We start from the raw sequence: 20,690 nt of genomic DNA, 5'->3' as shown, positions 1-20,690 counted from the left end.
TCGGCCGAAATTCGCCGTAGCGGGAGCGATCGCGACACCCGGCTCTACATCACCTCCCTCAGAGGGCACCTCGCCGGGACAGCGGAAACCGCTGATGCGGTTTGCCGAGCGGCGCGGGGGGGAGGCACTTGTCTTCGGCATCATACGCCCTGCGCGCTCGCTGGTTACTGGTCGGGTCGCAATACTCTATGCGCCATCGGACGATTTCGGTCCTTCGGTGCCTTTTGTCAGACGGAAGGCTGGGAGCTACCAATGAATGCTGATGATGACGAGGGCACTAAGGAAGTCATAGCTTGGATGGACAGTGAGAGCGTCGACGCAGTGGCTGATTATGCGCAGCGCGGCCGTCGACTTGTAGGACTTTCGGAGGAAGACTTAATCACATCATGGCGGATGGCTTTTAAAGCATGGGCGGATGCGTTTTTTGATGAACAACTGAGAAGGGTGGAATCCGACTATCTCTCCGAATTCCAGCTGAGAGGCATAGAACCTCCTTACGAGCAAGTGCGCGACGACATGCACAGAATGGCGGAGCACGCCAAAAAGGTATTCGCAAGCCTCGGGCCTGAAGACGCGGTCGAGCTAGATCGACGAACGGAATCTGCGTTCGAGGCGTTCCGACAAAGAATTGTTGAAGATCGAAACTGATCAAGCATGTCCGGGCGGCCGTCACGTCGACCCATCAATCCCACCGCGAGCAGCAAGGGGGGGAAAAACCGCGAGAAAGGGCTGGGGGCAACACCCTGAAAAGCCCTCTCATCAGAACCCTGATCCTTGGCATCTTCAGATTGAGCCTTCCGGCGGCGTAGATCGGCGGTGACCGTGGAGACCAATCGTTTGTGAAGATCGGCCTGGGCGTCCTGCAATCCAGCGGTCGACCGTCTGGTTAAAACCACGAGCTTAACCGGATCACGAGCGCTGAAGGTTTTTACCAATTGATAATGTTGTGATAAGTTAGGACAAGGCAGTAAAGTACGAACGGTCCGATGCCAGCCCTGCACAAACCTCGCCACGAGATGGTGGCCCAAGCACTTGCAAACGGCAAAACTCAAGCTGATGCGTATCGCGCAGCTGGTTACGCTTTCCAGCCGGCGAACGCCCACCGACTGTGTATGAGTCGCGCAGTAGTGCATCGAGTCCAAGAATTAGTAGCGGAGCGCCTCGCCAAAGATTCGAAAGTTCGTGAGCTTGCGATCGAGAAGGCTGCCTTGACCGATAGTTGGATCATCATTCGGCTTCGACACACCATCGACTTGGCGATACGTGGACTGCCGGTGTACGATAAGCATGGGCGGCAGCTTACCGGGCAGGATGGCTCGCCAATTTTTCGGCCGGATTTGGCGCAGGCAAACAGCGGTTTGCGAACAGCGGCACAGATACAAGGTATGCTGGTCAAACGTCATGAAATCGGGGAGCCGGGACAGTTCACTCGGATGACCGATCAGGAACTGGAGAGTTCTTTGATCGAGGCATCCAAGGCGCTCGGATTTTCTGACCAGGTCGTTCAGGACGCGCTGGCACCAAAGCTGGTTTACGATGAATTAGCGTGAGCCGCCTGAACTTATGTCATGTCGGTCAGCATGGGAAAACCGTGCGGAGTCCTCCATTAGCTCGGAGTGTCGCGAGGTCTGCTTCCTGAAGTTCACCGGAACAGGGCATGCAAGTTTTTCCAGGCAGCCTTTGACCCGAAGCGGAAATCCGTCGCCCAATAATCTTGCTTTTTTGCGTAGCCCTAGATTCCTTTTGCGATCATGCTTTGTCGTGGATTGGTAACGGAAGTGAGTTGGCCACAGGAGACTGAGATGAAAAGATCAATCGCGCTGTCGGCATTGCTAATAATTGGGTTCTTCGCCGTAAGCCCTGGAAGGGCGAGTGACGTGGTTTACTGCCGATACGCTGGCTATCCCGTCGGTTGCATCGTACGGCCCGGCTTCGTGGTCGCCCCAACTCAGGATACTCGCAGAATTCCACCCGCGATTGATCCTCACCCAAGCGGCCTTGTAAGGCAGGACTTGTTCGATCGGAATAATCCGAACAACCTACGATCGGATTGGCCCAGTCCACCTGCTCAACCGGGCGGGTTCTGAAAGTAGCGCTGCTGCTTATCATGGCTCCAAGAGGAGTAGGATCAGACTCCAACTCGCGCTCCTCCCAGCACTATCGTCTGAGCTTGGCCCTTCGGCCGATTTGCTCAGGTTGAGTTCTTCGCATTTTGACCCAGCTCGGAAATGAGCCATTCAGCCGCTCACGAATCAATCAGTCTTCCTGTCCAATTGACGGACCTCTGACAAAGCCGCGCCGTGTGGTATTGTTGAGCTAAGGGCGGATCTCATCACGCCCTCTACCCGGCGCAGCAGTGATCGAAACAGCGGTGGACCGGTGTGCTTATGGTAATAGCCACAAGCAATCCGGAAGCTAAACGCGTCTAGCGACAACGGAGGATCAACGATGAAGATCGTTGTGATCGGCGGCACCGGCCTGATCGGCTCGAAGACCGTTGCCATTCTGCGTCAGAGCGGCCACGAAGTCGTGGCCGCCTCGCCCCAAAGCGGGATCAACACCATCACCGGCGAGGGTCTCAACGAGGCCATGGCGGGCGCGCACGTGGTGATCGATCTTGCTAATTCGCCATGATTTGAAGACAAGGCGGTGCTGGAGTTCTTCGAGACCTCTGGCCGTAACCTTCTCGCGGCGGAGGCCGCAGTGAACGTCCGGCACCATGTCGCACTATCAATCGTCGCAATCGACCGGACAGACAATGGTTATTTCCGCGCCAAGGTTGCCCAGGAGAATCTGATCAAGACCTCCGGCATCCCATACACCATCGTCCGTTCGACCCAGTTCCTGGAATTCCTCGGCGGCATCGCCGATTCAAGTGCGGATGGAAACATAATCAGGCTCCCGCCCGTCCTATTCCAGCCCATCGCGGCGGATGACGTTGCTGCCATCGTTGCCGATGTGGCACTCGCGGCGCCGCGAAGCGGCCGCGTGGAGATTGCCGGCCCGGAACGAGCGCCATTCAATGAAATCATCGCCCGTTATCTGAAGGCGGTTGACGACCGGCGTGAGGTGGTGAGCGATCCCGAGGCCCGATACTGGGGCGGCCGGGTTAACGAGCACTCGCTCGTGCCGTTGGGCGAGGCGCGCCTCGGCCGCATCGGTTTCGACGAATGGCTCCGCCGCTCACAGGCAGGAGCCTGATCCGCTTCCGCCGACCGAAGGAGGGCTCATGAAACGCATCCTCTATTCGCTGCTTGTCGCCACACTGCCGTTCGGCAGCGTCCTCGCGGATGACACGAAGTTTAAGAACGCCATGGTGACCCTCGTCTACGAGCACGAGCTGCCGAACGCGCCCGGCAAGAGTCTGCGTGCAGTGCTCGTCGAGTACGGGCCGGGCGGCGGATCGCCCTCCCATCGGCATCCCTCGTCGGCATTTATCTATGCGCGCGTGCTGGAGGGAACGATACGCAGCAAAGTGAACGACGCGCCGGAGCGTAATTATCAAGCCGGCGAGAGCTGGATCGAGCAGCCGGGTGATCATCACCAGATTAGCCAGAATGCCAGTACCACGGCTCCGGCGAAGCTGCTTGCCATATTCGTGGTCGACACGAGCGATCGTGAAATCGTAATTCCAGACAAGTAGTCGGGTCGGGTTCATCAGCGGCGGATCTCGCTGCTATCGCTGACGCGGCTCGGCCGAACGCTTCGTACAGCAGCCGATTTCGCCAAGCGCGCCGCTTCGGGCCGCCGCGTCCGAGCCAATAGGTCGGCACTTACAGCGTGATAGGGAAGGAAGTTGGCCAACTTCGGCGATGCGAGCCGTTCAACTCGGCACCGGATCGCGCGCTCGGGCTTAAGGTGCGGCCGATGCCGCGCGCGTGCCGACGAGGTGATCGAATAGAGACCCTTTTTGCTGCGGTGCAAGAGTCCCGTCATGGCCCATGGTTGCCCTTGATGCCGCGCTGCTAAATGCCGGCTCATAGGGGCAGACCGGAAGTTTGCGGATGAGCGCGAAACTGGCGCTTTTGACCCATAGCCGTCCTGAGCCGCGCGCCGCATTTTGCGACGCAGCATTTGCAGCCGCAGAATGCGACGACTATCGAGACGTGATACTTTGGGCCACGTCCTCACGCTGCGATGAGGGTCGAATGAAACGGCGGGAGTTCATAGCTGGCACTGCCGTGCTGCTTGTTTCGCCGCGTTATTCGTGCGCGCAAGGAAAACGCCGCCGGATCGGCTTTCTTGCTGTAGGTGATGGAAGCGGGAAAGCTCTTAATCAAGCCGAGCGTGTGCTTCTTGATGCGCTGCGAAGCCTCGGCTGGATCGAGGGAAAAAATTTCGTCATCGAGTACCGCTTTTCCCATCCCCCGGATCGACTGGCGGGTTCTGTCGCCGATCTGATTGCCCTCAGTCCCGAGCTGCTTATCGCTCCCGGGCCGCAAGCGGCTGTAGCGCTGAAGTCGGCAACCACTGCCATTCCGATTGTATTCGTGAGTGTGGCCGATCCCGTGAAGCTTGGCCTCGTGCAAAGCCTATCGCGTCCCGGAGGCAACGTGACGGGCCTTTCGACCATGGTACCGGACGACTTCCTCGCGAAACGACTCGAAATCCTTCGAGAACTCGTTCCCGGCGCCTCGAAGATTGCGCTCTTAATCAATCCGGCCAACCCAATGCAAAGGCTATATCTCGCAGAAGACGTCCCCCGTATAGGCCGGGAGCTCGGCGTGGCTTTGCTGCCGGTCGAGGCGGCCACGGCCGACGAGCTTGAGGTCGCCTTTGCGGCCGCTGACGCCCAGCACGCCGATGCGATAATCGATTTTGGCGATACGCTCACCTATGTCGAGGCTCCGCGGATTATCGCACTCGCGGCCAAGTATCGCCTGCCGGCAAACTATCTGTTCCGGCATTATGCTGATGGCGGACTGTCGGTGTACGGAGCCGACGCCCGAGACTTATTCCGCCGTGCGGCGGGCTTCGTGGACAAGATACTCAAGGGTAGCAAACCTTCTGACCTCCCGGTAGAACGGCCAACAAAATTCGAGCTTCTGATCAACATGAAGACCGCCAAGGCGCTCGGACTCACCGTGCCGACCTCGCTACTCGTCCGCGCTGATGAAGTGATCGAATAGAGGCGCCTTTTTGCTGCGGTGCAGGAGTCCCGTCATGGCCCGTTTGGGACCTTGCGATGGGCATCGAAGATGTCCGCTCGTCGGCCTGACCGGAAGTCATCGCGGGAGGACTAAATCGACGCGATTGACCCAAAGCGCCATAGGGTGCAGGCGAAGCTAACCAGCCGGATCGCGTCGGCTCATGATCGTTGCGACCGTTGATCCGAGGGGCGGCGGGCTAGAAGCGGTTGAACGTTCCGCGTGACGCCCCAACATTCGCGAACTACGATAAGCAGGGGGCCACTTGATCCGTTGGAGAGAAACCATGGCCTACGCGATCATTCATTACTTCCCCGGCGGCACGAAGGATCAATACGAGAAGTCGATTGCCGCTGTACATCCGAGTTCGGGCGGCCTTCCGACGGGTCAGATCTTCCACACCGCCGGGCCCACGCCGGGTGGTTGGACCGTGATCGCGGTGCATGACACGAAGGAAAGCTGGGACCGTTTCCGCGAACAGATTCTCATGCCTCGCTTGAAGCAAGGCATCGCAGGGGGATTGGCCGGGCCGCCGCAGGAAACCGCGTTCGAGGCACATACGCTCAGTATGTAGCGTATCGTCACAGTCCGCACCGCGCGACCCACTAGCCTTTGCGAGGCAAACTAATCCGTGGCCTCATCCACTGGCTTCTTGCGGCCGGCTCGACGGTAGCAGGGTCGCTCTTGGCCCTTCGCGTCGAGCCGCAACCCTCACTTCGGAGTCGGCTGTTCGGGGAAATCCGGACGCGGTTGCAGGCATACCAAACCGACGCGAATGACCCTGGCTGTGTAAAAACGCGAAAGATCGAAACGCGGCTAGAATTACATTCTCCAGTTCGCGCTTCAAATTGAATGTGCTTGCAAGCTTGACCGTTGAGACGGTCTTGAACGAATAACTTGTTCTATCGCTGTCAGGCGTCCTGGCGTTTTCACACAGCCAAGACCCATTGCGGAAGTGGTCGGCTTTAAGGGGGAGCGCCTTAAACCTTCGTATGTTCCGCGACACCATTAGATGACGGGACGACTACCGACGTTCAATTGAGTTGCTGACCGCGATCGTCCTAGGCTGCATGGGTTGGAAAAGCGCACGGGCTCATGATGTGCGATTGTGAAAATAGGATGATCTACGAACAGCCGCGATAGAGCCAAGAGGAGACTATAATGCCCAACTGTTCCGAAAGTCTTAGATCTGGCAGCCGGTGCCTAGATAAAGCCACGAACTAGAATGACGCTTTTGCTGTTTCGCGCATCACGCAAAACGATCAAATCGGCTTGCTCGAACCAGGGTAGGGATAATGAAGTTCATAACGTGTCTGCTTGCGGCAGCACTCCTGCTTGCGGGTGTCGGGGCAAGTCACGCGGCAGTCCGCATTGCTGATGATCGGGGCGGTCAAATCGGAAGCTACGTCAGCAAATTTCAACATCTGCGTTCATCCGGACAATCCGTGATCATTGACGGTCTCTGTGCCTCGGCCTGCACCATCGTCCTCGGCGCGGTCCCTCATGACAAAATCTGCGTGACCTCGCGTGCGGCGCTTGGTTTCCATGCCGCGTATGATTTCGGCATCAACGGCCGCACCTTCACTAATCGCGAAGCAACCATGATGCTGTATTCGACGTATCCGACGCGGGTGCAGCGATGGATCGCCGCGCGCGGCGGGTTGACGCCCCAGATGATCTTTCTGCGCGGCAAGCATCTGCAGGCGATGTACCAATCGTGTTAATCGATGCGCTAGGATCTGTTGGACGCTGAGCCTTCAGCTCCAATCAGGTCCCGCCCGCGCCGACGACGTGATCGAGTAGTCCGGCAGTTTGCTGCGGCGCATGAGTCCGGTTCTGGCCCATCGGCGACCTTCGACGAGGTCTCACGTTCGGCCGCTATCGGGTTCAGACCGGACTCCGAGCGGAGGTGACTTCACCGAGCCCGGCCGTGATCCAGCTGAAGTCGTTGATGCTGCTTGGCGATGACACACCCCGAAGCACGGCACCATGCCGAAGCCGGCATCACCGATCCGGGCCGAAGTCGCGCACGTCTCATCGTCCCGGAAGCGGACCAGTCGCGGGAGGGCCGAGGCGGTCGTGAATGACCCATGGCGGAGTTACGGGTGCTATTGTTTGCCGAAGGGAGGATCATCCCTCCGGTCCAGGAATGAAGCAGCGCCACAAAGGAGTCATTCTTCCATCGGCGTAGGACGGCCACCACCAAACCATCGCCCTGCCGCTGAGGTTCTGCCGGTTGAGCACGACAGAGTTTGGCACGTCAAACCATTGCCCGCGTTCGTTTGGCCGATGCGGATTTCTCAGAAGGACTCTATAGCCATTTTTTGCCACATCCCACTCGGCGTCCGCGTGTTGGCCGTCGCCGCGATCACAGCACGGCTCACCTGCCGTATTCTTGAGACTTTTGAACCAAGCGTTCAGTTCTGGTCGCATCGGGTCATGTGAATAGGCTGTGTTGATGCCGAAAAATGTGACCACACACAATCCCACCGTGCGCGCTACGATCAACCGATAAAGATGCACCGGGCGTCCACTGGAACTGGTCATGGAAACCTCCGTTTCCCAGCCCATTTGCGTGGGTCGTCGGAATCGCGCCAAGGTTCAACCGGAAGTGCACGCCGTTAGAGATGCCGATCACTTCCTCGGCAGGACTTTACTTATTGGCGACCGATTTCGGTCTCTTGGCCCTGAGCCGAAGGTCGCTTGAAGACGTGTCATGTCAGCTCTCAGAGGCAAACCGGACGCCGATCCAGCTTGGCGTTTACCGCCGCTTGTGACCCCAAGCAGACCTTGCGCGCCGCCAGCTCCGCAATGCAGTTTTGACGCTCACACACTCTAATGACAAAGTGCTAGATTGTTCGCGCCCGGCGTGATTATCGGAGGGCACATGCGACGGCGGGAGTTCATAGAGGGTACCGCGATCACCGCAGCCCTGAGCCTCGCAAAGCCTGTTTGCGCTCAGACCGGTGCTCGGTCGCCGGGCATAAAACGCATCGCGATTGTCCATACCTCAGAAAAGCCAGAGGGAATGACCATCGACGGTCGCCGGTCGTTCAAAGCCTATTTTGAGGAGTTGAAGAGGCTTGGCTATGTCGAGGGGCGCAACCTGCTCGTGGACCGGTATTCGGCGCTTGGCCAGTCCGAATACTATGGAGACGTGGCTCGCGCCGTCGTTGCCAGCCATCCCGATGTGATCATCTCGCTTGGCGGCCCGCTCGCACGCCGGTTGAAGCTCCTGACCACCACGATTCCCATACTATATTCCGGCGGTGATCCGGTCGCCGGTGGATTTGTGACGAACCTGGCCAGACCGGATGGGAATATCACTGGAGTGAGTGTTGATGCGGGATTGGGAGTGTACAACAAGCGTCTGCAATTCCTTAGCGACACAGTGCGAAACCTACGCAATGTGCGGGTGCTCATTCCTGCATCTGCGATGATATTTTGGGAAACGGGTCTCGCACCGCTCCGAGAAGCCGCAGGCCGGGTTGGTATTCGAATTGCAGCTGCATTGCTCAGCGAGAAGCTCGATCGACCTGCGTATGAGCGGGTGTTCGATGAAATGGAAGCAGACCGCGTTGACGGTCTCATGGTTGCGCACCAGGGCGAGCACCTTACGAACCGCCAAATGATCGCTGATCTCGCTGCCAAACACCGTCTACCTGCAGTCTATCCCCACCGCGACTTCATCGATGTCGGCGGTCTGCTGAGTTACGGCAGTGACCTTGGTGACGCCATGCGCCGTCTTGCCGATATGACAGATCAAGTAATGAAGGGCGCAAAACCGGCTGATATCCCGTTTTACCAGCAAACTAAATTCGAGCTGGTGCTCAATCGAACAACGGTCAAATCGCTTGGGCTAGAATTTCCGGTGAGTTTGTTGACTATCGCCGACGAGGTAATCGAATAGCGCTTCGTCTCTGCCCCGTAGCGCATGTTCCGAAAATCGCCGATTCTGTTAAAAAAGGCAGCGGTTGCGACGCAGACAGATCAGTGATCAGTCTGTCTAGTTGGCAGGACTGAAGATCATGATCGGCCATCGGCAAGTCGAGCAGGCCGCTTTGTTCTACGAGTTCTCAATTGAGAAGCATATTCCCGCCGATCACTTGCTCAGATCGATCGACAGGTTTGTCGACTTTCAAGGGATCAAGCGGGACCTGGCACCTTTCTACAGCAACATCGGTCGGCCTTCGATCCGGAGCTGATGATCCGGATGCTGCTGATCGGTTACTGCTTCGGCATCCGGTCAGAGCGGTGCCTGTGCGATGAGGTTCACCTCAATTTGGCTTACCGGTGGTTCTGCCGGCTCAGTCTCAACGGGGCGGTGCCGGATCACTCAACGTTCTCCAAGAACAGGCACGGCTTCCGACAGAGCGATCTCTTCCGACGCCTGTTCGAGAGCGTGTTGCGCCGCTGCATCGAGGAGCGGCTGGTCGGCGGTGAAGGGTTTGCAGTCGATGCGAGCCTGATCAAGGCCGACGCGAACAAGCAGCGCTCGATCGCAGGTCAGGACTGGCGCAGGGATCGCGATCCAGCCAGGTCTAGCCGCACGGTTGCTGGCATGTTGCATCGGTGACAAGCTTGAATTCGTCGTACGGCATGAAAGCCTCTCTGCAAGGCCCCACTCTGAGCGTAACTGCGCTCCCGTCAGGTAAATTATCGTATGTGGATGCGAAGGCGGGTTGTGGAAGGATGCGGACCGCCGGTCGACCATAGCCACATCGGGTGACCCTGTGACGAGGTGATGCTGTTCGCTGAAGTCCACAAAACTGCGCCTAGCTAGCGGGCCATCTGCGTACCACCATACCGAAGCCTTGGTTGCGACGCGCGAAGGCAGTCGCTTTAGTGCGGTCGAGGAACTTCAGAGCTTCAACAACATTCAGTCATGAAGCAACAAGGAGGGATGCGCATGCCGATTCAGGTTGTGATGAACCGTACTGGCGACAGCCGTCACTTTTTCTTCGCGAACGATGCACGAGAAGTAGCCAAGGCCGAGCAGCGGTTCCGCGAGCTGACGAACGTCGGCTTCACCGCCGCGGTCCGGACCGGTTCAGGTCAGGTGTCGCAGATCAGATCGTTCGACCCCACTGCGGAAGAAACTCTCTTCTTCCCCAGGCTGGTCGGCGGCTGAACGCTGAGCCGTGTGGCTGGTCAGGCCGTCGCGGCCGGGTGAACGCTCGCGGATGAGGGCTGCAAAGGCGTTGTTCATTCGACACGGCGCCGAGAGGACTCCGGAAGGACGCGCGCTGCTACTGCTACGGCAGTGCCTCTCGCCCGCCCAACGGCGGCAATTCGCGCAAACGGGCTATTTCGATGTGGTTGGCGGCGACACGGGCAGCCGGTACAGAATCTATGCGGGAGCGGCAGCGAATGTCTGCGAGATCGGCGAAACCGGCTGTCCAAGGATCGGCTTGTGTTTCCTGCCCGTTGGCGACCTTCCAATTGGAGACGTCATGCTGGCCCAGAAGATCGCGCTCGAAACGAGCGAGGGCAGCGCGCTCGCAGTAGCCCGAAAGTTCACTCCCAGCCGTTTCTTGTTCAGCCGGTCCCGCCCACTTCGCTAGCCGCGGAGTTGCGTCAGTCAAGTTTGGGCGTGACGTCGCCTATTGGGCCTTCGCTTCCGTGACGGGCTGCCGCTACATGTCCGTTCACTGGGGTAGACCGGAAGTCCGCTAAGTGTCGGCCAAACCGATGCGAATGACCCATAGCGGAAATGCTCGCCTCCAGCATGAGCGTATGCTTGGATTAGGCGGGCTTCCTAAATTGGGTAACGTTCCGATAGGAGAAGGTGGTGTCTGAAAAACTCCAAATCGCCATCGTCGGCGGTGGAATCGGCGGCTTGACGGCCGCGCTTGCCCTGCGGGCGCGCGGATTGAGCGTAACGGTTTTTGAACAGGCTGATGAGCTGCGCGAGATTGGCGCGCGAGTTACCGTCTTTCCCAATGCAACGCTTCTGCTCCATCGAATCGGCCTTGCGGATGAGATCGAGAAAATAGGTTGTCCGATAACCGGCCAACTGATCCGGACATCAACTGGTGAGTTCATCAATGCGTCGACGACCCCCTCGACAGGTATCCAGAGCTATAATGTTCATCGCGCAGAATTTCTGAAGCTGCTCGCCGACGCTCAACCGAAAGGCACGCTCCACTTGGGGCATCGCCTGTCTGGGGCCCGCGAAACTGATGGTCACGTGTGCTTGAGCTTTTCGAACGGTGCGACGGTCAATTCCGACGTCGTGATTGGAGCCGACGGCATCCACTCTGCTTTGCAACGAGAGATCGGATTGAAAACCCATCCATCGAGCGAAGGGATAATGGCTTACAGAGGACTGATCCCGACCGAGAAGCTTTCATGGGCGAAAGACATCGGAGGCCGAATGTCGAGGTGGATCGGGAAAGGTCGTAGTTTCCTGTGTTACCCGGTGTCGAGCGGCCGATTGATGAACATGGTCGCTTTTGTCCCCACCGATTTGGATTCCGAGGAATCATGGACGGCCCCGGGTGACCTGACGGCGCTAAGCGCCGAATATGCGGGTTGGGATGATCCCGTGCTCGAAACAATAGGCGCTCTCGACGCGACGTTTCGCTGGGGAATTTATGATCGAGCGCCTCTGCCATATTGGTCTGCCGGTCGGACTACGCTGCTTGGCGACGCTGCCCACGCGATGGTGCCACATCTTGGCCAGGGCGCCGCGCAAGCAATAGAAGATGGCTTCACGCTTGCCGTATTTCTGGAAGGCGCCAAGCCAGAAGAAGTTTCAAAACGGTTGAAGGCTTACGAAAGGGCGAGGCTCGAGCGGACGAGCCAGATACAAGCTTTAGCGCGAGAGACCGGCAGATTTTTTCGCGCAGAGTATGACGATGTGGCTGAACGTGACCGCTTTATGGCTAAGTGGATGGCGGCGAACGGACAGATCCGCGGGCACGATGCGGAGAAAGTCGCGAAAGAAGCATTTGTGCTGGCTAAGGATGCCAGGTCTATCTAAGCCGCGACGTCCGAATTTGGCCCGAAGGCGAAGATCGGCATCGTGTCCTGCGCGTCGGCAGTCGGGGCCAGAGCGAACATAGAGAAGACGCGGGGAAATCGACGTGAATGACCCGAAGCGGACGTTCTAGCTCTGTTGCTTGTCGGCTAACGATCCGGGGCCGCCGCTGCCGTCCTTCGAGGCGCCAGCGTTTGCGCGGACGATAGGCGAAGGGGCGCTCTCCAGCGCATGAAGATAATCACGGCTGAACTCCGCAGCCTCCTCCAATGCAGCCCGGTCAAGGAGCTGGACGGTGTGGTGCTGCCATTCGATAAGGCCCTGGCGTCTGAGTTCCTGGACAACCCTGTTCACATGAACGACCGATAGCCCGCACGCATCTGCAACATTCTGCTGAACAAAAGGCAGGTGGAAGCTGGCGTTGTCGAGTAGTCCCACGAGCTCTAGCCGCGTGGCGAGTTCGCAAAGTAGATGCGCAATCCTGCCAAAGGCTTGGCGCGCACCAAGATTTTCGACCCATTCGCGATAGATCGAAGCATGGATCAGCGTCTCGCGCCAAAATGCCTGTGTAAGGGCAGGAGCTTCGTTCATGACCTCCTTGAGATAGGCATGAGGAACGGAAGCCACCGTCGAAGTGCCGACGCTGCAGAGTTCATGGTCCATGACTGGCAAATGTAAAGAGTGAAGGTCTGGCATGTCGCCAGCAATATAGAAAGATGAGATCTGGTTGCGGTCGGAGACTACCTTCTGGCGAGACAAGAACCCGCTAATCACAATGATCGAATGCTTGGGTCTGTCGCCTTGGCGGAAGATATATGCGCCATTGTCTAGGGCCTTAAGCTTGTACGGCATGCGTGCGAGCTTGGCTTGATCTTGCTCGGACAGTCCAACGACCCGCTGTAACCGCGCGATCAGCTTCTGGTGTACCATGCCACCCTCCCGTCCATGAAGCCGGGAGCGCAAGTGGTCTCTCAGGCACCGATGCAAAGGAACCATCCGCAGCCGGTGATTGATTATAACGCACGAGCATTGGCAGAGTTCAACCGCCAATTGCCCAATGCGCCGCCTGCTGGTCCGATTGAGGCCCTTAACCGACCTGCGATGCGCATAGCCCGAGGGCTGCTTGTGACCCAAACCGGACAATCCAACAGCATGTGTTAGGGTTATAGATACGCCGTGCGACGATAGTGCCTTGGCGTTCTGAAAGAAGGTTTAGCGATGATCCGGTCGGGCGTATTTGGCATACTCGGGCCAATCGCAGGCTACTTCACGTTCCTCGCCCTTAATGGCGGCTTGAATGGTTCCAGCTCAGCCGGGATCATCTTGGTCATGTTGCTGCCGGTCGCTTGGATTGCGGGAGTAGTGCCCGCTTTGACAACCGGATCGTTCGATCTGTTGTTCGAACGACTTGGAGCTAAGTCGGGTCAGCGATATTTTCTAACGGCGCTTGTCGGATACGGCTCCGCATACATGCTGATGTTGGCGAACCTTCTCGAAGCGGAGCCATTGTTCCCGTTTCAATTTTCGTGGGGCCTAGTCGGAGTTTTCCCTGCCGCTCTTTGCTCATTCGTAACCGAAAGGCTTGAACTACCCATTTGATGAGGATGCCTTAGCGCGCCGACTGATCACGTTTGTCGGAACATGAGCCACACGATATGCCGATGCCGACGAGAGACAATGCTCCTAGTGGTTTGATGCGGCGCGCCATGATGGGTGTAGGCTTAGCGCTCGCCATTCTTGTAGGTCTCTATTTCTACGGATCGCCGCAATACAGGGCGCTCAAGCAAGAGTGCATCGAAACCGGGATGGGCCATTCGGATGCTCCATCGGACGATGATCTGCATCGCTTGTGGATGACTTGCCGTAAGATTGGCTTTGGCGCTCCGTTATGAAACGTGGGCCGGCGGATAAGGTCGGCTTGTGGCCCATCTCGGACCTTCCGACCGGCGGGGGTGATATCCGCTCCCGGTGCTCAATCGGGCGTAAGCAGCCGGGATGCCGAAGGGCCGCTTGTGACCCCCAAGCAGACATCAGGCCGCCTAAGTTGGCAAAGCTCTTTCTGCAACTCGCGAAGCTTCGGCGTGACCGTTGGTAAAGCGAGTATCTACTCTCACCGCAGCCATAGGATTCTCGCTCTGGTTGTGAAATAATAGCCACCACGGCGCCTGCCCCAAAGGGCAATAAGAATCAGCGGCCACCGGCCTATGCTATCGGGTGCGCCGCGAAACGTTCGAGGAGGTTGTAATCGTGAGACAATTGAAATTAGCTATTTCTTGGCTGGCGTTGATTGCACTTTCGGCATTGCCGTGCATCGCCCAGCAGTACAAGTACGAAACCCCGATTGCACCGGGCGTCGCCGTGCCGGACAAGATCGAGTCCTCGATCGGGACGCTGAATCTCAATTACGGCTACCCGTCGGCTGATACCGTTGACAAGATCTACGACAACCTGGACCGTTCGCGCGCGCTACAGGCTTATCTGCTTGCGATACCGATCGTAAATCAGGCCGGCATGCGCGATTCGATACGCAAGTTCGGGCCTGATAACCAGAGCGACGTGATCTGGGAAAATCTGGTCGATCCGAGAAGCGTAGAGCTAACCGCCAACGACAACACGATCTATAACTACATTTGGGTCGACACCAGCAAGGGACCGTTGGTGGCCGAGATTCCGCCCAAAGTACTGGGGATGGTCGACGACTTCTGGTACAAGTGGGTGGCCGACATCGGCATCACCGGAGCCGACAAGGGCGAAGGCGGCAAGTACCTCCTGTTGCCGCCTGGATTCAAGGGCGACATACCACCTGGGTATCACGTCGTGCGGCCGAGTACTTTCGGCAGCTACCTCGTATTTCGCGCCTTCGTTGTGGACGGCTCCACCCGACCCGGGGTTGATTCGGTCAAGAAGAACCTGCGGATTTATCGTCTAGCCGAGACCGCCAACCCGCCGCCGATGAAATTCGTCAATGCCTCCGGAATTCCATCGAACTTCGTCTCACCGGGCGACTACTCGTTCTGGAGCATGTTGAACCAGGTCATCCAGGAAGAGCCGGCGGATGGTTCCGATCCCACCACCTTGGGCCTGTTTGCCTCGATCGGCATCGTCAAGGGCCAGCCCTTCAATCCCGATGAGCGGATGAAGAAGATCCTCACCGACGCCGCCAACATCGGCGCCGTGACGGCGCGGACGATCGCCTTCAAGGTTCGCGCGAAGGATGCGTATTTCTATCCGGACAGTACGTGGCGCCTGCCGTTTTTCGGCGGTTACAAGTTCGAGACGGCGCCCGGTGTCAGCAACTTGGACGGTGCTGTCTTCTACTATTACTTTGCCATCGGCGTCACGCCGGCGATGGAGGAGAAGATGGTGGGCCGGGGCTCGCAATACCCCTGGTCGGTTCAGGATTCGAAGGGCAATCCGTTTGATGGCGGCAAGGTTTACAAGCTCCGGCTGCCACCAAATATCCCGGTCAAGGATTTCTGGTCGGTCATTGTCTACGACAACCAGACCCGCTCGATGGTGCAAACCGACCAACAGGCCCCGAGCGTCAGTAGCCAGAACAAGGGCGTCAAGACCAATGCGGATGGCTCGGTGGACGTCTACTTCGGACCCAAGGCCCCGGCGGGAATGGAGAACAACTGGGTGCAGACGATTCCGGGCAAGGGCTGGTTCATGATCCTTCGCCTCTACGGTCCATTGGAGTCATGGTTCGATAAGACATGGCGGCCCGGGGAAATCGAACTGCAACAGTAGATGGAATGGCTGAGCCCCGGTCTCAACACCGGGGCTTTTTGCTGCAGCGCCTGGGTCCGCATATGGCCCTAAGCCGAAGAGCAGTTCAGCCGCCGTGATGTCCGCTGTCGCTGGTGAACCGGATGCCGAGGTGAACTTGGCTCGCCCGCCGCTTTTGACCCAAAGCGGTCCTGCCCCCATCCGCCGCATGTGCCTGCATTGAATGCGACGACTATCGAGACGTGATACTCTACGCATCATTGTCCTCAAGCTAGATGAGGAACGAATGAAGCGGCGGGAGTTCATAGCGGGCACTGCGGTGCTGCTCGTTCGCGAAGGGGTTCACGGGCACAGTGGGCCGGCCAAGTCTTTGGAGGACCGCCTAGTTAATCCCAGTATGGAATAGGTGGGCGGGCGATCATCAGCCAGAAGATAGCCAGCACGGCGGCGAATGCCGGAAATCCGAAGACGAACCACCATCGGAAGAGTTGGTAGTACCGGGCGGGCAGCTTGGCGTTGGTCTCGACCGCACCGACGGCAAGATCGCGCATTTGCATCTGCATCCACACCACCGGTAGCCAGAAGGCGCCGATCACCACGTAGAGTGCGATGGACGCCGCAATCCACCCATCGCGAAGGGAATATCCGCTCGACCAAGCGAGCCATGTGCCGGTGATCGGCTGCAGGACCACGGCACTCGCGGTAAACAGGAAGTCGGCCAGTACGACCGTCCGTGCAACCCCCGCGATCTCGCGCGGGTCACCGCGCAGATGCGCCACCAGCATGAAGAAGGCGATGCCGGCACCGGTGCCGAGCAGGACGGCAGCACCGATGATGTGCACCATCTTGAGAAGGAAATAGAACATCAGCGATCCTCCCGGATCGCCATGGCAACCAGATTGAGCATCAGAACCGGCCAGATCTTCAGCATTGGCCCAAGCGGATCAGCCCACAGCCGCGGCACCAGTGCTGTGCCGATCACGACATAGGTTAGCGAGATGATCAGTGCTGCCCAGAGCCCGTAGCGGCTCAGAGGCCGCCAGAGAATCGCGAGGCCGATACCGATGTCGGCGAGCGCGCCTGCGATGACAGTCAGGACCGCGAAGCTTTCCGGCAGTCTGCCTTCCCGTAGCAACGACATTCCAATTTCCCAGCCAGGGCCGAGCGAGATGATGCCTGTGGCGATCCAGAACAGGCCGAAGACGCCGAAGATCAGCGGCTTGAGCGCATATAGCCGCGCAAACCAGCGCTCCTGCACCGAGGCGGGCTCGCGTGCGAGCGCGCCTTCAAGAGCGCGCGGCCTCACGCCGGTAAGCTGACGCCAGGGCTCGGGATCGCCGGTCGCGCCGCGCCGCATTTCCGCCTGTGCCGTGGAGCTGACAGGCGTTCTCCAACCCAGCATATGCGCGAGGTCCCCCGCCCGGTAAGCGCCCGAAGCGGCCCAACCAGGCAGGTGCAGTCGGTAAGCGGGCCTCCAGCGCAGCCAGGCGCGAAACAGCGCAACCGCGTCGCTGAAGGCAATCCGCCGTGGACCGGCGAGATCAAGTGCGATGCGTTTGGGAGCACCGGGTTGAAGGAAGAACAGAACCGTTTCGACGACGTCGTCGAGATGGACCGGTTGAATAGCTGCCGTGTCGGGCATGACCGGTAGAACCGGAAGCGCTGCCAGCCCTCGCAATAGTGCGCTGCCTCCATAGGCGGATCGGCCCACCACCACGGAAGGCCGCAGTATCACCCAGTCGAGGTCGCGCGCCATCAAGGCGGCTTCGCCTTCCCGCTTGGTGCGAGAGAACTCGGTGGGCGCATCCCGGTCGATGCCGATCGCCGAGAACAGGATGACACGGCGGACGCTCGCGCTTTCGCACGCCGTATAAAGTGCAGTGCTGCCGGCGACATGAACCCCCTGCATGTCCTGTCCCTGCAGGGCACCCGCCGCATTGATGACGGCATCGACGCCGGCAAGAATGCCCTTCCATTTCGACGCGTCGGTGGTCCTGGCAATATCGAGGGTGACGTGATGCGTATCGGGCGCCGCAGACGGATGGCGCGACACCAATACGCATTCATGCCCCTCGGCGGACAGCCTGGCGTGGATTGCCGATCCAACAAGCCCCGTACCGCCAACGAGAAGGATGCGCATTGACCGGTCCTTCGATCGGCGGCCGGATATCGCCAACCGCTGATCAAACTTCTTGAAGGTGCGAACGACTAAAGCGGGGCCGATGCAATCGTTCCTCACGGCGGAACAGATGAGTTGGCCGCAGGCAGCGCCTTGTCTTTGGCAAGCATCGCATTGGGCGAACGACGATACTTGCCATTGGCGGCCCTGCCATTGACCTTGCCGCGCCGTCCATATCGATGGGCAGTTCCTTCAAAGGCCCTGAACTACCGGCGTTACGGCTTCCGCTCGTGGCCCGAAGGCGAAGATCGCCATCGTGTCCGGCACGTCGGCAGTCGGGCCAGAGCGGACATCGAGAAGACGCGGGCAAAATCGACGCGAATGACCCATATCGGAAGCGCCACAACGCCTCTGATAGTGACCATTCCGAACGTCCATCGCTGCTAGACATCGACATTCATTCGCCGGATAGGACGCCTCGCGGATCGCAACCTGGATGCGAAGCGAGGTAGTCGATTTCGCCTCGCGTAATACCGATATCCATTAGCTCCCTGTCACTTAGGTCGCACAAGTTGGCCAGTAATCTCCGGCGTTTGCGCCACTCCTGAAATGCATTCCAATATGTTTCGAGAGGACTGTAGACCTGCCGCTTTACGGCTAGCGGCCCCAGCTCAGTAATCTCGCGGATCGTGCTCATTAGGAGGTGTCCCGCATGGACTGTTCACTAGGCAGAAGTTGCCGCAAAATGCGCGGGCGCGCTTAACTGGTGGCTTACATTTCTCTAACCGGCGGCTTACACTTCATGCGCTAGTACAGAGGCGACCCCGCGAAGGAATGGCAGCTTGCGCTATCTTTTCGAGGAATACGCATTCGACACCGACCGGCGCGAGTTGCATCGGGGGACCGATGCGGTGTCGATCACACCGCAGGTTTTTGACTTGCTCGAATACCTGATCCGCAACAGGGAGCGGGTTGTCAGCAAGGACGACCTCATCAAAGCCATTTGGAATGGGCGCAGCGTATCTGACGCGGCGCTGACAACCCGCCTGAATGCCGCCCGGGATGCAATCGGCGATTCCGGCGAGGGACAACGTTTCATCAAAACACTACCGCGCAAGGGCTTCCGCTTCGTCGGACAGGTGCGGGAGGCGCGAAAGGTTGCAGGTCTAAACCCTGGCGATGCGCCCGAGAGCGTTCCTGCACTTCCCGACAAGCCCTCCATCGCCGTGCTGCCGTTCGCGAACATGTCTGGCGATCCCGAGCAGGAGTACTTCGCGGACGGGATGGTTGAGGAGATCACGACCGCGCTTTCACGGTTCAAAGGGCTGTTCGTGATCGCTCGCAATTCGAGTTTCACCTTCAAGGGCAAAGCGGTCGACATCAAGGAAGTCGGACGGAGGCTGGGCGTGCGCTATGTCCTCGAGGGGGAGGTGCGCAAGGCGTCGGGGAAAGTTCGCATCACGGGCCGGTTGATTGAAGCAGCTACGGGCACACACATCTGGGCGGACAGGTTCGAGCGCGACATGACGAACATTTTTGCGCTGCAGGACGACGTCATGCTCGCCATTGTCTCGGCTATTCAGCCAAAGTTGTTTCAAACAGAGATTGCACTGGCGACGCGGCGCCGACCGGAGAACCTCACCGCATATGATTTCTATCTCCGAGCCCTGCAACAGTATTACCTGACGACCCGTGAAGGGGTGGCCGAGGCGATCAGGCTGGCTCATCGCGCTTTGGAGCTGGACCCTCGGTTCGGCTTGGTCGCGGCTTTGGCAGGTGTCGGCCACACGCGAAACGTCCTTTTGGGCTATGCTGCCGATCCTCATTTCGACCGAAAGGAAGCAATTCGACTGCTTCGCTTGGCATTGAGCCTCGACGATAGTGATGCAGACACGTTAGCGTGGGCTTCCTTTATCTCGGCATACATGTTCGGCGATTGTGAAAGTAGTGTCGAATTGGCTGATCGGGCGGTCTCGCTCAATCCAAACTCACATCGAGCATGGGGCGGCAGAGGCTGGGTCTATATAGCTGCGGGGCTGCCGGAGGAAGCCGTCAGGAGCTTTGAACGTGCCATTCGCATGAGCCCGGTAAATCCGCAGCTATATTTGCCGTTTGGGGGGATGGGATTGGCCTTTATTGAGCTTGGTCGGTTTGACGAGGCCATCGTCGCAGGGAAGAAAGCCCTGCGACAGAACCCCTCCTTTTCGATAGCTCATCGCTGTCTCGCGTCCGCTTACGCCCATGTCGGACTCGATACTCAGGCCCGTGAGGCGGCGGCGCGTCTGCTTGAGTTCGATCCCGCCTTTACAATATCCGCGTGGATCGCTCGGGGCGGGCAATCAAACGCGAAGCTGATGACGGAGGGCCTTCGGAAAGCCGGGTTGTCCGAATGAGCCCGCGCTGGCCCACACCGACGGGTGATCGGATGATGCGGTTACTTCCGGAATTGGCCCGTCTCTGCCGTCAAAGCGGTGCGGCGGCATGTCCGTTCAGAGAGGTAGATCGGAAGTTTGCAGCCGAACACCAAACCGACGCGATTGACCCGAAGCGGGCGTCGATCTGAAGGGTCTTCGTGTGATACAGCGTGCGTACCCCAATTTCTGCGATATCATCCGTTTGCACGAACGCCCGCACTCGATGCATCTTTACTGTGCGCGTGGCCGCGGGGGAGATGAAGCCATGACCACGAATGCTTTCTCGGACCTTACGCGGC

The 20,690-nt window shown here is 58.6% G+C and carries 18 protein-coding genes and 2 pseudogenes; 14 read left to right on the top strand and 6 right to left on the bottom strand.

Translation table 11 applies throughout. The annotated features are described in order from the left end of the window. Positions 1-252 precede the first annotated feature (252 nt). The 7 genes and pseudogenes from QSV46_RS33175 to QSV46_RS33145 all read left to right on the top strand — a co-directional run bounded on the left by QSV46_RS33175 (position 253) and on the right by QSV46_RS33145 (position 6,871). Positions 253-648 carry a hypothetical protein gene (locus tag QSV46_RS33175; protein ID WP_314961460.1) on the top strand — a complete coding sequence of 132 codons (396 nt, stop codon included), beginning with the start codon at positions 253-255 and terminating at the stop codon, positions 646-648. 338 nt (positions 649-986) lie between these two features. Beyond that, positions 987-1,550, top strand: a complete 564-nt coding sequence (locus QSV46_RS33170) for a hypothetical protein (protein WP_314961458.1) — start codon at positions 987-989, stop codon at positions 1,548-1,550. A gap of 898 nt (positions 1,551-2,448) precedes the next feature. Beyond that, positions 2,449-3,201 (top strand): annotated as a pseudogene (locus QSV46_RS33165) (SDR family oxidoreductase). Between the two features lie 28 nt (positions 3,202-3,229). Next, a complete protein-coding gene (locus tag QSV46_RS33160) occupies positions 3,230-3,643 on the top strand; it encodes a cupin domain-containing protein (protein WP_314961456.1) in 414 nt (137 codons plus the stop codon). 361 nt (positions 3,644-4,004) lie between these two features. Then, positions 4,005-5,129 (top strand): ABC transporter substrate-binding protein, encoded by a 1,125-nt coding sequence (locus QSV46_RS33155; RefSeq protein WP_314961454.1) that lies wholly within the window; start codon positions 4,005-4,007, stop codon positions 5,127-5,129. 304 nt (positions 5,130-5,433) lie between these two features. Next, the gene (locus QSV46_RS33150) at positions 5,434-5,721 is read left to right on the top strand and encodes a hypothetical protein (protein ID WP_314961451.1); all 288 of its coding nucleotides are present in this window, start codon (positions 5,434-5,436) and stop codon (positions 5,719-5,721) included. A gap of 721 nt (positions 5,722-6,442) precedes the next feature. Next, the gene (locus QSV46_RS33145; protein ID WP_314961449.1) at positions 6,443-6,871 is read left to right on the top strand and encodes a hypothetical protein; all 429 of its coding nucleotides are present in this window, start codon (positions 6,443-6,445) and stop codon (positions 6,869-6,871) included. A gap of 406 nt (positions 6,872-7,277) precedes the next feature. Here the strand turns inward: QSV46_RS33145 and QSV46_RS33140 are convergent, their stop codons facing one another. Further along, positions 7,278-7,694 carry a hypothetical protein gene (locus QSV46_RS33140; protein ID WP_314961446.1) on the bottom strand — a complete coding sequence of 139 codons (417 nt, stop codon included), beginning with the start codon at positions 7,692-7,694 and terminating at the stop codon, positions 7,278-7,280. Positions 7,695-8,034: 340 nt separating this feature from the next. On the opposite strand from QSV46_RS33140, the gene QSV46_RS33135 reads away from it, so the two are divergent. The 5 genes and pseudogenes from QSV46_RS33135 to QSV46_RS33115 all read left to right on the top strand — a co-directional run bounded on the left by QSV46_RS33135 (position 8,035) and on the right by QSV46_RS33115 (position 12,132). Further along, positions 8,035-9,057 carry an ABC transporter substrate-binding protein gene (locus QSV46_RS33135; RefSeq protein WP_314961444.1) on the top strand — a complete coding sequence of 341 codons (1,023 nt, stop codon included), beginning with the start codon at positions 8,035-8,037 and terminating at the stop codon, positions 9,055-9,057. Between the two features lie 118 nt (positions 9,058-9,175). Continuing rightward, a pseudogene (locus tag QSV46_RS33130) lies at positions 9,176-9,663 on the top strand (transposase); the annotation flags it as partial. Between the two features lie 393 nt (positions 9,664-10,056). After that, on the top strand, positions 10,057-10,278 hold the full coding sequence (locus tag QSV46_RS33125; RefSeq protein ID WP_314961441.1) for a hypothetical protein: 222 nt from the start codon (positions 10,057-10,059) through the stop codon (positions 10,276-10,278). Between the two features lie 52 nt (positions 10,279-10,330). After that, on the top strand, positions 10,331-10,711 hold the full coding sequence (locus QSV46_RS33120; RefSeq protein ID WP_314961438.1) for a hypothetical protein: 381 nt from the start codon (positions 10,331-10,333) through the stop codon (positions 10,709-10,711). 227 nt (positions 10,712-10,938) lie between these two features. Next, complete coding sequence (locus tag QSV46_RS33115; protein WP_314961435.1) at positions 10,939-12,132, top strand: FAD-dependent oxidoreductase; 1,194 nt, start codon at positions 10,939-10,941, stop codon at positions 12,130-12,132. Between the two features lie 126 nt (positions 12,133-12,258). On the opposite strand, the gene QSV46_RS33110 is transcribed toward QSV46_RS33115, so the two are convergent. Then, a complete protein-coding gene (locus tag QSV46_RS33110; RefSeq protein WP_314961433.1) occupies positions 12,259-13,059 on the bottom strand; it encodes a Crp/Fnr family transcriptional regulator in 801 nt (266 codons plus the stop codon). A 1,338-nt stretch (positions 13,060-14,397) separates the two neighbouring features. Here QSV46_RS33110 and QSV46_RS33105 point away from each other — a divergent pair. After that, positions 14,398-15,879 carry a DUF1254 domain-containing protein gene (locus tag QSV46_RS33105; RefSeq protein ID WP_409997242.1) on the top strand — a complete coding sequence of 494 codons (1,482 nt, stop codon included), beginning with the start codon at positions 14,398-14,400 and terminating at the stop codon, positions 15,877-15,879. 365 nt (positions 15,880-16,244) lie between these two features. Here the strand turns inward: QSV46_RS33105 and QSV46_RS33100 are convergent, their stop codons facing one another. From QSV46_RS33100 to QSV46_RS33090, 3 genes are all read right to left on the bottom strand, one after another. After that, positions 16,245-16,724 carry a DUF2269 domain-containing protein gene (locus tag QSV46_RS33100; protein ID WP_314961431.1) on the bottom strand — a complete coding sequence of 160 codons (480 nt, stop codon included), beginning with the start codon at positions 16,722-16,724 and terminating at the stop codon, positions 16,245-16,247. Next, positions 16,724-17,998 carry an SDR family oxidoreductase gene (locus tag QSV46_RS33095; protein WP_314961429.1) on the bottom strand — a complete coding sequence of 425 codons (1,275 nt, stop codon included), beginning with the start codon at positions 17,996-17,998 and terminating at the stop codon, positions 16,724-16,726. Before QSV46_RS33095 ends, QSV46_RS33100 begins: the two co-directional genes overlap by 1 nt. A 436-nt stretch (positions 17,999-18,434) precedes the next feature. Continuing rightward, positions 18,435-18,674 (bottom strand): DUF1127 domain-containing protein, encoded by a 240-nt coding sequence (locus tag QSV46_RS33090; protein WP_314961426.1) that lies wholly within the window; start codon positions 18,672-18,674, stop codon positions 18,435-18,437. Between the two features lie 145 nt (positions 18,675-18,819). Here QSV46_RS33090 and QSV46_RS33085 point away from each other — a divergent pair, with 145 nt between their 5' ends. Then, the gene (locus QSV46_RS33085; protein ID WP_314961422.1) at positions 18,820-20,370 is read left to right on the top strand and encodes a winged helix-turn-helix domain-containing tetratricopeptide repeat protein; all 1,551 of its coding nucleotides are present in this window, start codon (positions 18,820-18,822) and stop codon (positions 20,368-20,370) included. Between the two features lie 70 nt (positions 20,371-20,440). Here QSV46_RS33085 and QSV46_RS33080 read toward each other — a convergent pair. Then, positions 20,441-20,690: hypothetical protein (locus QSV46_RS33080; protein WP_314961419.1), on the bottom strand; the 250-nt coding region annotated here is incomplete at its 5' end.

This window comes from Bradyrhizobium cosmicum (assembly GCF_032290525.1).
GTDB lineage: Bacteria > Pseudomonadota > Alphaproteobacteria > Rhizobiales > Xanthobacteraceae > Bradyrhizobium > Bradyrhizobium cosmicum_A.
The sequence above is the reverse complement of the archived record's forward strand: the minus strand, read 5'-3'. Positions and strand labels throughout refer to the sequence as shown.